Origin of the sequence: Pseudomonas sp. N2-3-1-14 (assembly GCF_041228395.1) — a bacterium.
Classification (GTDB): domain Bacteria; phylum Pseudomonadota; class Gammaproteobacteria; order Pseudomonadales; family Pseudomonadaceae; genus Aquipseudomonas.
On the sequence record NZ_CP166199.1, the window covers coordinates 3,796,165 to 3,809,438 of the forward strand.

Below are 13,274 nucleotides of genomic sequence, written 5' to 3' on the forward strand. Positions count from 1 at the left end.
ATGAACATTGCGTACTTTGCGAACTTGCGAAAGGAAACGAGCCCGTCATGATTCTGCCCTGGCTAATCCTGATCCCCTTTATCGGCGGCCTGCTCTGCTGGATGGGTGAACGCTTCGGCGCCACCCTCCCCCGCTGGATTGCGTTGCTGACCATGTCCCTGGAACTCGCACTCGGCCTCTGGCTGTGGGCGCATGGCGACTATTCATTTGCTCCGGCACCGGGTGTCGATCCCACCTTCGCGCTTGAATTCAAGCACGTGTGGATCCAGCGCTTCGGCATCAACGTGCACCTGGCCCTCGACGGCCTGTCGCTGTTGATGATCCTGCTGACCGGCCTGCTGGGTATCCTCTCGGTACTCTGCTCCTGGAAAGAGATTCAGCGTCACGTGGGCTTCTTCCACCTGAACCTGATGTGGATTCTGGGCGGCGTTGTCGGCGTGTTCCTGGCGCTGGACCTGTTCATGTTCTTCTTCTTCTGGGAAATGATGCTGGTGCCGATGTACTTCCTCATCGCGCTCTGGGGTCACAGTTCTTCGGACGGCAAGAAAACCCGGATCTACGCGGCGACCAAGTTCTTCATCTTCACTCAGGCTTCCGGCCTGATCATGTTGGTGGCGATCCTGGGTCTGGTACTGGTCAACTTCAACAACACCGGCGTGATTACCTTCAACTACGCCGACCTGTTGAAAACCAAGATGTCGCTGACCACCGAGTACATCCTGATGCTGGGCTTCTTCATCGCGTTCGCGGTGAAGCTGCCGGTGGTGCCGTTCCACTCCTGGCTGCCTGACGCGCACGCCCAGGCGCCGACCGCAGGTTCTGTGGACCTGGCCGGTATCCTGCTGAAAACCGCTGCGTACGGCCTGCTGCGTTTCGCCCTGCCGCTGTTCCCGAATGCCTCGGCCGAGTTTGCGCCGATCGCCATGACCCTGGGTCTGATCGGGATCTTCTACGGCGCGTTCCTGGCCTTCGCACAAACCGACATCAAGCGTCTGATTGCCTTCTCGTCCGTTTCCCACATGGGTTTCGTACTGATCGGCATCTACTCCGGCAGCCAACTGGCGCTGCAAGGCGCAGTGATCCAGATGTTGGCCCACGGTGTTTCGGCCGCTGCCCTCTTTATCCTGAGTGGTCAGCTGTACGAGCGCCTGCACACCCGTGACATGCGTGAAATGGGTGGCGTGTGGTCGCGCATCGCGTACCTGCCGGCGATCAGCCTGTTCTTTGCCGCCGCGTCCCTGGGTCTGCCGGGCACCGGTAACTTCATCGGCGAGTTCCTGATCCTGATGGGTTCGTTCGTGCACACGCCGTGGATCAGCGCCATCGCTACCTCCGGCCTGGTATTCGGTTCGGTCTACTCGCTGATCATGATCCACCGCGCGTACTTCGGTCCGGCCAAGTCCGACACCGTCCTGCACGGCATGGATGCTCGCGAACTGATCATGGTGCTCGGCCTTGCGGTGCTGCTGATCTACATCGGCGTGTACCCGCAACCGTTCCTGGACACTTCTGCCGCGACGATGCATGGCGTGCAGCAGTGGTTCGGCACCGCCTTCACTCAACTCGCTTCGGCACGGTAAGAGCGCTATGGAATTCACGATCCAACACTTTATCGCGCTTGCGCCGCTGCTGATCACCAGCCTCACCATTGTGGTGGTGATGCTGGCGATCGCCTGGCGCCGCAATCACTCGCAAACGTTCCTGCTGTCCTGTGCCGGTTTGAACCTGGCCCTGCTGTCGATTATCCCGGCACTCAAGGTTGCGCCATTGGCGGTCACCCCGCTGATGATGATCGATGACTTCGCGCTGCTGTATATCGCGTTGATCCTCGTCGCCACCCTGGCGTGCGTGACCCTCGCCCACGCCTACCTCGGCGAAGGCGGCACGGGCTACCCGGGCAACAAGGAAGAGCTGTACCTGCTGATCCTGCTGGCTGCGGCCGGCGGTATCGTGCTGGTCAGCGCGCAGCACCTGGCCGGTTTGTTCATCGGCCTGGAGCTGCTGTCGATCCCGACTTACGGTCTGGTGGCCTACGCCTTCTTCAACAAGCGCTCCCTGGAAGCCGGCATCAAGTACATGGTGCTGTCGGCCGCCGGCTCGGCGTTCCTGTTGTTCGGTATGGCCCTGCTCTACGCAGAAGCCGGCAGCCTGAGCTTCACCGGTATCGGTCACGCCCTGGCAGCCAGCAACAGCCCGGCGCCGATCGCCCAACTGGGCCTGGCGATGATGCTGATCGGCCTGGCGTTCAAGCTGTCCCTGGTGCCTTTCCACCTGTGGACCCCGGACGTGTACGAAGGCGCCCCGGCGCCGGTGGCTGCGTTCCTGGCCACGGCCTCCAAGGTTGCGGTGTTTGCGGTGATGGTGCGTCTGTTCCAGATCTCGCCTGCTGCCAACACCGGCGTGCTGAGCAACGTGCTGACCGTGATCGCCATTGCGTCGATCCTGTTCGGTAACCTGCTGGCCCTGACCCAGAACAACCTCAAGCGTCTGCTCGGTTATTCGTCCATCGCCCACTTCGGCTACCTGCTGATCGCCCTGGTGGCGAGCAAAGGCCTGGCCGTGGAAGCCATCGGCGTGTACCTGGTCACCTACGTCATCACCAGCCTCGGCGCGTTCGGTGTGATCACACTGATGTCCTCGCCGTACAAAGGCCGTGACGCCGATGCCCTGTACGAATACCGCGGCCTGTTCTGGCGCCGTCCGTACCTGACTGCCGTGCTCACCGTGATGATGCTGTCGCTGGCCGGTATCCCGCTGACCGCAGGCTTTATCGGTAAGTTCTACATCGTCGCGACCGGTGTCCAAGCCCACGAATGGTGGTTGGTGGCGTCCCTCGTGCTGGGTAGCGCCATCGGCGTGTTCTACTACCTGCGCGTGATGGTCACCCTGTACCTGATCGAGCCAAACCTTCGCCGTGTGGACGCCGAGCTGCACTGGGAACAGAAAGCCGGTGGCGTGATGCTGCTGGCCATCGCCCTGCTCGCGTTCTTCCTGGGTGTGTACCCACAACCATTGCTCACCCTGGTGCAGCACGCGGTACTGGGCGTTTGATCGCTTAGGACTATGCAGTAAACAGAACGGCGCCTTCGGGCGCCGTTTTTGCGTTCTGGGGGAATGTATTGGGCAAGGTGTCTGGAGTTCTTGGTATCTATCCGTTATTTGGGTTAGGGCCGGTCGCGGCTAAACCGGCGTCCTGCCGGTTTAGCCGCTCCGAACTACCTGCGTTCGGCCAGCGTGGTTTAACGGGGCGCCTAAGATCAAAGTCAAAAGCAGATCAAGATCAAAAGCAGAGCACGGCGGCCTGACAGCCGACCTGATCCTTGAAGCTGAACCCAATTCCAATGTGGGAGCTGGCTTGCCTGCGATGGCATCTACTAGCAATGCCTGATACACCGAGTTGTCTGCATCGCAGGCAAGCCAGCTCCCACAGAAAAGCAAAGCAGTGCGGTGCTGGCAGATGCACTCGGTTGAATTGTGGGAGCGGGCTTGCTCGCGAATGCGTTGTGTCAGTGACACATGAGCTGGCTGACCCACCGCCTTCGCGAGCAAGCCCGCTCCCACATTTGGATTTCAGTACATCAGGTAGATGTGCTTTTGCCCTGCTCGCTTGCAGTGCTTTTATCCTCTTCCAATCATGGAAAATTCCGCTTCCGTTTGCCGCCGCGTCCGGCATCTCCCCGCTAAGGGCCGCCGTATGGTGGTTGCGTTTTAGGAAAGTTCCCACAGCCAGGTCACTCGACCGAGTGCGCGCGGGCCAACAAACTATACGCAGACTACGTACAGAACATGGATGCTCTATTTACCGAACTGCCGGCCTTCGAGCGGCATCGCAAGGACTATCTGAGTGACGAGCTTTTCCAGGGCTTTCAACAGGCGTTGATGAAAAACCCGGAAGCCGGAGACGTGATCGAAGGAACCGGTGGGCTACGCAACGTTCGCTTCGTAGATGAGCGACGTCACAAAGGCAAACGCGGTGGCCTGCGGGTCATTTACTACGGGTGGTCGGGCGGCACGCAATTCTGGCTGTTCACCCTGTACGGCAAGCACGAACAGGACCCTGGCACCTCACCACAAAAAAGCCTTAAAACACATGCTGGACAGGGAAATCAAAGCGAGAACACACCATGAAACGTGAAATCTTTTCCGAACTGGTCGAGGGCTTCGACGCGCTGGCTGAAGAACGCCAAGGCAAAGTCACCCTGCGCACCCACAAGGTCCACCTCAACAACCTGGCCCCGCTGACGGCCGAAGAAGTGGTTGCCGTACGCCAACAGCTCAACCTCTCCCGCTCGGTGTTCGCCATGTACCTGCGCACCAACCTGCGCACCCTGGAGAACTGGGAGCAAGGCCGAGCCAGGCCGAATGCCCAGGCCGCTACATTGATTCGCCTGGTTGCACGGTTTCCGGAAACAGTGGCGCACCTCGCTGCGCTAGGCTGACAAATCAAGCTCCGACAGGTTCGGGGCGGTTGGCTAGTATCTAGCGGCCGCCAAGCATCTCGGCAACGGTCTCGCTGCCCGGCAACCCCTCAACCCACCCACACCGATGGCGCCATGCGCGGTGAACCCTCAGTCCAGAACAGCGAGTGGCTCGCGAGGGCCAACGGATCAATCCACCCACGCAGTTGCGACATGCTGTGGGCCAAGCTGACGATTCCGTTTGCCTTGTGAGGCGTCGGGGTCGTTGGGTAAACCCGCTTTTTGAGCAGGGGCACCTAAGCTCAAGATCAACCGCCCAGCCGAGGCGGCCTGCCCTTCCAATCGTGATCCGAGACGCCCCGTGCCCCCAAAGGGAGCCCGCCCTAACGAGGCTGCAACAGCAGCGCCACCAACGCACTCCAGCCCGTCTGGTGCGAGGCGCCCAGGCCGCGCCCGGTTTCCCCGTGAAAATACTCATGAAACAGCACCAGATCACGACTGGCCGGGTCCGCTTCCAGCTGCGCATACCCCGCCATCGATGGACGCAGCCCGTCCTCATCCCTCAGGAACAATCGCGTCAGACGCTGACTGAGGCCGTCTGCAACTTCTTCAAGGGACGCCAGATAACCACTCCCCGTCGGGTACTCCACCGAGAAGTTATCCGCGTAGTACCGATGAAACTCGCGCAACGATTCGATCAGCATGTAGTTCACCGGCATCCACAAGGGCCCGCGCCAATTCGAATTGCCGCCGTACAACCGTGAGTCCGACTCGCCCGGCTGGTAACGCGCGCACAAGGTGTCGCCGTTCATCTTCAGCGCCAGCGGCTCCTGGGCAAACGCCTTGGACAAGGACCGCACACCAAAGCCTGACAGAAATTCCTGGTCATCCAGCATGCGGCGCAACAAATCCTTGGTCCGTTCGCCACGCAACAGCGCCAGCAACAGGCGATTGCCCTGCCCCGGCTCGTTCCAGCGCGACACCAACTTGGCCAAGTCCGGTCGGTGATGCATGAACCCCAGCAGCCGCTCACGCAAGCCTTCCAGGCCTTCATGTTCGCGCTGCTCCAGCACCAACACGGCAAACAAGGGCATCAGGCCGACAATGGAACGCAAGCGCACCGGTTCGTTCTGGCCGTCGGGGCGGTGCAGCACATCGTAGAAGAACAGATCCTGCTCATCCCACAGCCCTTCGGCGCTGTCGTCGACGCGGTTGATGGCGCCGGCGATGTACAGGAAGTGCTCGAAAAACTTCACCGCAATATCGACGTACACCACATTGCGCTTTGCCAGCTCCAGCCCGATCCGCATCAGGTCCAGCGCGTAGGCCGCGACCCACGCCGTGCCGTCGGCCTGATCCAGCTGGTAACCCGGCGGCAAGGTCGCCGAGCGGTCGAACAAGGCAATGTTGTCCAGGCCCAGGAACCCGCCCTGGAACAGGTTGCGGCCTTCGGCATCCTTGCGGTTGACCCACCAGGAAAAATTCAACAGCAGTTTGTGGAAAATCCGCTCAAGAAAATCCATGTCGCCGACACCCGTCAACGCCTTGTCCTGCTGATACACCCGCCAACTGGCCCAGGCATGCACCGGCGGGTTGGCATCGTCAAAACGCCATTCATACGCCGGCAGTTGGCCGTTGGGGTGCATGAAGCGGTCCTTCACCAACAGCAACAACTGCTGCTTGGCATACCCAGGATCAATCAGCGCAATCGCCACCGCCTGGAAGCCCTGGTCCCAGGAGGCGTACCACGGGTATTCCCAGGTGTCGGGCATGGAAAGGATGTCGAAGTTGGACAGGTGCCGCCAATGGGTATTGCGGATGTGCAGGCGCTCGGGCGGTGGCGCCGGTTGGGCAGGGTCGCCGTCGAGCCACTGGTTCACGTCGAAATAGTAGAGCTGTTTGGACCACAGCAAACCCGCCAGGGCCTGGCGCTGTACATTGCGCGCGTCTGCATCGGAGATGCCGTGTTGCAAGGCCGCGTAGAACTGATCGGCCTCCTCGCGGCGCTGTTCGAACAGCTTGCGCGCGTTGATCTGCGGCGCATCGGTGGGCGCAAACCGCAGGTACAGGATTTTGCTTTCCAGGCCCGCCAGTTCGAGGATGAAACGTGCGGCGACCTTGGTGCCCGCATCGCGGCGAATCGCCGACTGCACGCCAGCCACCACGTAATCGTTGATGCCATCCTTGAACGGCCCAGGTGCCGGCTGCCCGTCCAGGCGCTGATAGTTGCTCTCGTTTTCGCAGAACAGCCACTCCACGCCGTCCTGGCCCCAGGCGCTGAGGTGGCGATCGGAAAGCTCGTGATGACGGGCCAGCACCTGATCGCCGTCCAGGCGCAACTGCGGCTTGGGCGCATCCAGGGTCCAGCTCCAGTCATTGCGCGCCCACACCTGGGGCAACACCTGCAGGCGCGTCGGCTGGTCCGAGCGGTTATGCACGGTGACGCGCATGAAAATATCGTCGGGCTGATGCTTGGCGTATTCAACGCTGACATCGCAGTAGCGGTTGTCTTCGAACACGCCCGTGTCGAGGATTTCGTACTCGGCATCCGCAAGCCCACGGCGCGCGTTCTCGGTGGTCAGGTCGGCGTAGGGAAAGGCCGCATGCGGGTATTTGTAGAGCATGCGCATGTAGGCATGACTGGGTACACCGTCGACGAAAAAGTACAGTTCCTTGACGTCTTCACCGTGGTTGCCCTCGGCGTTATTCAAGCCGAACAACCGTTCCTTGAGGATTGCGTCGCGCTCGTTCCACAGCGCCAGGCCCAGGCACCAGCGTTGCGCCTTGTCGCTGAAACCGGCCAGGCCATCTTCGCCCCAGCGATAGGCGCGGCTGCGCGCGTGGTCATGCGGGAAGTAGGCCCAGGCATCGCCGTCTGCGCTGTAGTCTTCGCGCACCGTGCCCCATTGGCGTTCACTCAAGTACGGGCCCCACTCGCGCCAACGCTCGGCCTCTGGCGTCGCCAGGCGCTGGCCTTCAATCGTTTCAAGGATGTTGGTTACGGGTGCGGCCGTCATTGGGTCCTCCATCACTGACACAGTGACGGGCAGTGTAGAACCCATCCACGCTCGGATGCACATGAAGTCTCCTCCACCCAGGCAAAAAAAGAGGCCGCTGATCAGGCGGCCTCGGTTTTTTCAACGCGGTAAAAGTGCGAGCGTGCTTAGAAGATCGCGTAGGTGTAGTTGAAGATCAGGCGGGTTTGATCCTGATCCGCAGTGCCGGTGTTGTGACCGTGATAAGTACCGGTCCGGAAGGTGGTGCCGAAGCCTTTGAGCGGGCCTGCCTGCACGACGTAATCCAGGCGGAAGTCGGTTTCGTTTTCTTTCTGGTCAGGGCCGCCGGCGACTTTGGACTTGATGTCCGTACCGTCCAGGTAAGCCACGGAAGCTTTCAGGCCGGGTACGTAGGCCTTGAAGTCATACGAGTACTGACCGAAGTTGACTTGCTCGCCCGCACGGGAGAACTGGCCAACCACGGCGTCGGTGAACAGGTAGAAGTCGCTGCCGCCCGCGCCTTGTTGCTGTGGGTCGGCGAGGCTGCCCTGGTTGACCCAGACGAAGCCGCCGTCGTCGCTCACGCCGATGTGGCCGAGCATCAGGCTGCTGCCGCCCAGTTGGTAAGTGAACGCGGCGCTGTAGGTTTTGTTGTCCACTTCACCGGCGTGCTTGGCGTAGCCACCGTTGTTGTTGAACGCATAACCGCTTTCGCCATTCTTGCCGTCGCTGGTGCTGTCGAAGTAGCGCAGGTCAGTCTTGAACGATTGGTCATTGCCCAGCGGCAATACGTGGACCAGGCCGAAATAGTTCTGTTTGTAGAAGTCTTGCAGGTTGGCGTAGTAGTACTGCAGCGTCAGGTTTTTCGCGATGGCGTTGTCGGACGATCCGAACGGTTTGTAGTCCACACCACCAAACTTGAAGCTGTCGCTGTCACGCGTACCGCCGGCCACACTCAGGCCCGTGGAGTTGCTGGACGCACGGCCTTCGGCCTTGTTCAGCTCACCGCCGGTGAAGGTTACGTTCGGAATGTCGCTGGAGGTAAGGATGCCGCCGTCAAAGGTCTGTGGCGCAACACGGCTGTCGTTGGAGACCAGAATAGGCAGCACCGGGGCCAAACCACCGCCGACGTGCAACTCGGTCTGGGAAATACGGAATTTCACGTTACCGGCGGCGCGACCGAAACTGTCGGCCGGTTCTGTGCCGTTGTTCTTGGTCGGGAAGAAGCTGTTGCCGTTCCCTGCCAGGCCTGGGCCTGCGGCGTGGCCGTCGCCACCATCAAGACGCAAGGCGCCGAACGCCATGACGTCGAAACCGACACCAAGGGTGCCTTGGGTGTAGCCGGATTTGTAGTCGAAGCGCAGCAGTGTCGCAGCTTCGCGCAGATCGTTGTTGGTCCCCGAACGGTTGTCTGCGCTGTAGTACATGGTCCGCGAACTGATGGCGGCGTGGCTGTCTTCAAGAAAGCCACTGTGACCTGTGCCAGTGCCCAGAGAACCGAGCCCGAAGTCATCCGCGCAGGCGTGTTGCGCGAGCAATGCAGCGGTGATGGATAACGCCAGTGTAGAAATTTTCATGCGTGACGGCCCCTAAACATTTTTTTATGTGCGTTGTGTGCAAAACGGCGTTTTCATCCCTACAAACGTGACGATTGTTTCATGAGCACCGCAGCGCTCCTCGTGAAGAATTTGTTAGAAAAGTGCCCGTGAAAATGAAATTTCGCCGCCAGGGTTTTTTGTCATATTCACGTCATCTCATTCATTTGCAGAATGAAGTCCAGAGGATTCTTCGTTTGCAACACTGGCTCAAGCTCAACAAAATCCAGCGATAGGCCAAGTTCACGCCCTAGCCATCAGGAATTTTTCTATGCCCACCACCGCACATGTCAGCCCCGACGACATCCGCAGAGGCTTTTCCAAAGCCATGTCCGACATGTACCGAGATGAAGTTCCGCTGTACGGGGCGCTGATGGCCCTTGTGGCCGAGACCAATAGCCGGGTGTTGGCCGGTGATTCGGGGCTTTCCCGGCAGTTGCAGCGCACGGGTGAAATCGAGCGTTTGGACATGGAACGCCACGGCGCCATTCGCCTGGGCACAGCCATGGAACTGGCAACCATCCGCCGTCTGTTTGCCGTGATGGGCATGCAGCCGGTGGGCTACTACGACCTGACGCCCGCGGGCGTGCCGGTGCATTCCACTGCGTTTCGCGCCGTGCATGAACGCTCACTGCAAGCCAGCCCGTTCCGTGTCTTTACTTCACTGCTGCGTTTGGAACTGATTGAAAACCCTGAGCTGCGCGCCTTTGCCGAAAACGCCCTGGCCAAACGCAACATTTTCACCCCGGGCGCCATGGCGTTGATCGAACAAGCGGAACGCGACGGCGGCCTCAACGCCCAAGACGCCGATGCATTTATCTGCCAAGCCCTGGAAACCTTTCGCTGGCACCACACCGCCACGGTCACCGGCGCGCAATACCAGCAACTGAGCGACCAGCACCGCCTGATCGCCGACGTGGTTGCGTTCAAGGGCCCGCACATCAACCACCTGACCCCGCGCACCCTGGACATCGACCAGGTGCAAGCCGCCATGCCCGGCAAAGGCATCACCCCCAAGGCTGTGATCGAAGGACCACCGCGTCGTCACTGCCCGATCCTGCTCCGCCAGACCAGCTTCAAGGCGCTGGACGAGCCGATCGCCTTTACCGACGCGAAGGGCAGCCACAGCGCGCGCTTCGGCGAAATCGAACAACGCGGCGTCGCGCTGACCCCCAAAGGCCGCGCCCTGTACGACCAGTTGCTGAACGCTGCGCGCGACGAATTGGGCGCGTTCCCGAACGAGGCCAATGCCGCGCGGTATGTGCAATTGATGGAGCAGCACTTCGAGGCCTTCCCCGACAACCACACCCAGATGCGCGAGCAAGGGCTGGCGTACTTTCGCTATTTCGTCACTGAGCAAGGCCTGGCGGCGCGCGGCCAAGCCAATCAACCGGCCACACTCCAGGCGCGCATTGCTGCCGGCCATGTGGACGTGGAACCGCTGGTGTATGAGGATTTTCTGCCGGTGAGTGCGGCGGGGATCTTTCAGTCCAATCTTGGCGATGCGGCGCAGAGTCACTATGCGGCGAATTCAAACCAGGCCGAATTCGAGAAAGCACTGGGCTGCCAAACGATTGATGAGCTGAAGCTGTACAGCGAGACGCAACAGCGCTCGATGGATGAATGCATCCAGGCGCTGCAGGCATGAAATGAGAGTGCCCACCCGGCTCACCAGCGCAATCCTTGCGCCGCAACAGTCCCCAGAGCCGGGTGGGCGGTGCGCATGATAGACAGTGAAAAGCGCCCTGTCCCTCAGACAATTCTGAACAAATATGTCCGCGCCCTGTAGGAGCGCGGACTGCAACTACGCCAACTGCTGCACAATCTTGTCTTTGACCAGCAGGCGCTTCTTCTTCAATTTTTCCAGTTCTTCGTCAGCCCCGCCTGAAGACTCGAACGCCAGCACCTCCTTGTCGGCGGCGTCGTATTGCTCGAGCAGCGTGTTCAAACGGTCATCGCCCCTCCTGCGTTCGTGAACGACTTCCTTGGTCAAACCCAGATCCTGATACAGGTCGTGTTTCACTGGCATGGAGTACCTCCGCAAGTTGATCAATGGCCTACGTGTTTGAAGCTAGCCCATTGCGAGGGGTCTTGTCATGTCCGGGGTCATTACATCCCCGTTCGTCGTAATGCAGGCGATGCGATCAAACCTTTGCCACGCCCTGCCCTCCACTGTAGATCGCCACCCGAGGGAGAACGGTTTCATGAAACACGCTGCCACTGCTGTCGACACCCAATGCATCAACACGATTCGCACCCTGGCCATGGACGCCGTGCAGAAGGCCAACTCCGGCCACCCCGGCACGCCGATGGGCCTGGCGCCAGTGGGCTACACGTTGTGGAGCCGCTTCCTGCGTTATCACCCGCAGCATCCCGACTGGCCTAACCGCGACCGTTTTGTGTTGTCAGTGGGGCACGCGTCGATGCTGCTGTATTCGCTGCTGCACCTGGCCGGCGTGGTGGAAATTGATGCTCACGGCAAGCGCTCCGGCCAGCCGGCAATCAGCCTGGACGATATCAAGCAGTTCCGGCAGATGAGTTCCAAGACCCCGGGCCATCCCGAGTACCGCATGACCACCGGCGTTGAAACCACCACCGGCCCCCTTGGCCAGGGGTGCGCCAACAGTGTCGGCATGGCCATGGCCGAGCGTTGGCTGGGCCAGCGTTTCAACCGCGACGGCAGCGTGCTGTTCGATTACAGCGTCTACAACCTGTGCGGCGACGGCGACATGATGGAAGGCATCAGCAGCGAAGCGGCCTCGATTGCCGGGCACCTGAAGCTGGACAACCTGTGCTGGATCTACGACAACAACACCATCAGCATCGAGGGCCATACCGAACTGGCGTTCAGTGAAGATGTGATCAAGCGCTTCCAGGCCTACGGCTGGCACACCCTGCACGTCACCGATGCCAATGACTTGCAGGCCTTGAGCAGCGCCCTGGAAACCTTCAAGGCCAACACCGGCGCGCCGACCCTGATCGTGGTCGACAGCGTGATCGGCTACGGCTCGCCACACAAACACAACACCGCCGCCGCCCATGGCGAACCGCTGGGTGCTGATGAGATCCGTCTGACCAAGGCTGCCTACGGCTGGCCCGAGGATTCCAGCTTCCTGGTGCCCGACGAGGTCCGCACCGTGCTGCGCGATGCGCTGCTTGAACGCAGCCAGCCGCAGTATGAAGAATGGACCCGCCACGTGTCGCAGCTGGAACAGCACGAACCGGAACTGGCCGATGAACTGCGCCGCATGCGCGCAGGCGAAATGCCCGAGCATTGGCAGGATGAGCTGCCCAGCTTCGACACCGACGCCAAAGGCGTCGCCAGCCGTGCAGCCGGTGGCGAGGTATTGAATGCCTTTGCTCAACAGGTTCCGTGGCTGCTTGGCGGCTCCGCAGACTTGTCGCCGTCGACCAAGACCAACCTGACCTTTGATGGCGCCGGGCGGTTCAGTGCCGATGATTACAGCGGGCGCAACCTGCACTTCGGTATTCGCGAGCACGCCATGGGCGCGATTGCCAACGGCATGGCGCTGTCGTACCTGCGACCCTACACCTCGACTTTCCTGGTGTTCAGCGACTACATGAAACCGCCGATCCGCCTGGCGGCGATCATGGAATTGCCGGTGGTGTTTGTGTTTACCCACGACTCGATCGGCGTCGGCGAAGATGGGCCGACGCACCAGCCCATCGAGCACCTGACGCAACTGCGCGCAACGCCGGGGCTACTGACCCTGCGACCCGGCGACGCCAACGAAACCCTGGAGCTGTGGAAGGTCGCACTGGCGCAGACCCATCGGCCAAGTTGTGTGGTGTTGTCGCGTCAGGCGCTGCCCACCCTGGATCGTACGAAATACGCGGCGGCGTCCGGTGCGGCCAAGGGCGCTTATGTCCTGGCGGGCGCGGATAACCCCAAAGTCCTGCTGCTGGCGACAGGCAGTGAAGTCAGCCTGGCGGTTGCGGCTTATGAGCAGTTGAAAAGCGAAGGCATTGCCGCGCAGGTGGTGTCGATGCCCAGCTGGGAACTGTTCGAAGAACAGGACCAGGCATACCGCGACAGCGTGTTGCCGCCGGCGGTAAAAGCCCGGGTCGTCGTGGAACAAGCCGGCCCGCTGGGGTGGGACCGTTACGTCGGGCAGACCGGCGCCAAAGTGGTAATGAGCACCTTTGGTGCCTCGGCTCCCTTGGCCAAGTTGCAGGAAAAGTTTGGATTTACCACAGAGAACGTGGTGAAGCTGGCCAAGGAGCAAATGGCTAACGCCTGATAA

Annotated in this window: 8 protein-coding genes and 1 pseudogene; 6 read left to right on the forward strand and 3 right to left on the reverse strand. The window is 60.7% G+C overall.

Translation table 11 applies throughout. From position 1 onward, the window contains the following. The first annotated feature begins 47 nt into the window (after positions 1–47). From nuoM to AB5I78_RS17420, 4 genes and pseudogenes are all read left to right on the forward strand, one after another. A complete protein-coding gene (gene nuoM, locus AB5I78_RS17405; protein ID WP_106579875.1) occupies positions 48–1,580 on the forward strand; it encodes an NADH-quinone oxidoreductase subunit M in 1,533 nt (510 codons plus the stop codon). Positions 1,581–1,587: 7 nt separating this feature from the next. After that, complete coding sequence (gene nuoN, locus AB5I78_RS17410) at positions 1,588–3,051, forward strand: NADH-quinone oxidoreductase subunit NuoN (protein WP_145164678.1); 1,464 nt, start codon at positions 1,588–1,590, stop codon at positions 3,049–3,051. Between the two features lie 735 nt (positions 3,052–3,786). Further along, positions 3,787–4,135 (forward strand): annotated as a pseudogene (locus AB5I78_RS17415) (toxin). Further along, positions 4,125–4,439 carry a DNA-binding transcriptional regulator gene (locus tag AB5I78_RS17420; protein ID WP_145166146.1) on the forward strand — a complete coding sequence of 105 codons (315 nt, stop codon included), beginning with the start codon at positions 4,125–4,127 and terminating at the stop codon, positions 4,437–4,439. Before AB5I78_RS17415 ends, AB5I78_RS17420 begins: the two are co-directional and overlap by 11 nt. A 362-nt stretch (positions 4,440–4,801) precedes the next feature. On the opposite strand, the gene AB5I78_RS17425 is transcribed toward AB5I78_RS17420, so the two are convergent. Together AB5I78_RS17425 and AB5I78_RS17430 are read right to left on the reverse strand one after the other, a co-directional pair. After that, a complete protein-coding gene (locus tag AB5I78_RS17425) occupies positions 4,802–7,435 on the reverse strand; it encodes a glucosidase (RefSeq protein ID WP_369303161.1) in 2,634 nt (877 codons plus the stop codon). A 146-nt stretch (positions 7,436–7,581) separates the two neighbouring features. Beyond that, positions 7,582–8,991 carry an OprD family outer membrane porin gene (locus AB5I78_RS17430; RefSeq protein WP_145166144.1) on the reverse strand — a complete coding sequence of 470 codons (1,410 nt, stop codon included), beginning with the start codon at positions 8,989–8,991 and terminating at the stop codon, positions 7,582–7,584. A gap of 289 nt (positions 8,992–9,280) precedes the next feature. On the opposite strand from AB5I78_RS17430, the gene AB5I78_RS17435 reads away from it, so the two are divergent. Continuing rightward, positions 9,281–10,657 carry a VOC family protein gene (locus AB5I78_RS17435; protein WP_369303162.1) on the forward strand — a complete coding sequence of 459 codons (1,377 nt, stop codon included), beginning with the start codon at positions 9,281–9,283 and terminating at the stop codon, positions 10,655–10,657. Between the two features lie 156 nt (positions 10,658–10,813). On the opposite strand, the gene AB5I78_RS17440 is transcribed toward AB5I78_RS17435, so the two are convergent. Further along, positions 10,814–11,038 (reverse strand): DUF465 domain-containing protein, encoded by a 225-nt coding sequence (locus AB5I78_RS17440; protein WP_145166142.1) that lies wholly within the window; start codon positions 11,036–11,038, stop codon positions 10,814–10,816. Positions 11,039–11,213: 175 nt separating this feature from the next. Between AB5I78_RS17440 and tkt the strand changes: the two genes are divergently transcribed. Next, entirely contained in the window at positions 11,214–13,271 is a 2,058-nt protein-coding gene (tkt, locus tag AB5I78_RS17445) for a transketolase (protein ID WP_369303163.1), read from the forward strand. The last annotated feature ends 3 nt before the right edge of the window (positions 13,272–13,274 follow it).

What these genes read in the sequence shown, in the direction of transcription:
- nuoM (WP_106579875.1), top strand. Translation starts at nt 48, where the DNA reads ATGATTCTGCCCTGGCTAATCCTGATCCCCTTTATCGGCGGCCTGCTC.
- nuoN (WP_145164678.1), top strand. Translation starts at nt 1,588, where the DNA reads ATGGAATTCACGATCCAACACTTTATCGCGCTTGCGCCGCTGCTGATC.
- AB5I78_RS17420 (WP_145166146.1), top strand. Translation starts at nt 4,125, where the DNA reads ATGAAACGTGAAATCTTTTCCGAACTGGTCGAGGGCTTCGACGCGCTG.
- AB5I78_RS17425 (WP_369303161.1), bottom strand. Translation starts at nt 7,435, where the DNA reads ATGACGGCCGCACCCGTAACCAACATCCTTGAAACGATTGAAGGCCAG.
- AB5I78_RS17430 (WP_145166144.1), bottom strand. Translation starts at nt 8,991, where the DNA reads ATGAAAATTTCTACACTGGCGTTATCCATCACCGCTGCATTGCTCGCG.
- AB5I78_RS17435 (WP_369303162.1), top strand. Translation starts at nt 9,281, where the DNA reads ATGCCCACCACCGCACATGTCAGCCCCGACGACATCCGCAGAGGCTTT.
- AB5I78_RS17440 (WP_145166142.1), bottom strand. Translation starts at nt 11,038, where the DNA reads ATGCCAGTGAAACACGACCTGTATCAGGATCTGGGTTTGACCAAGGAA.
- tkt (WP_369303163.1), top strand. Translation starts at nt 11,214, where the DNA reads ATGAAACACGCTGCCACTGCTGTCGACACCCAATGCATCAACACGATT.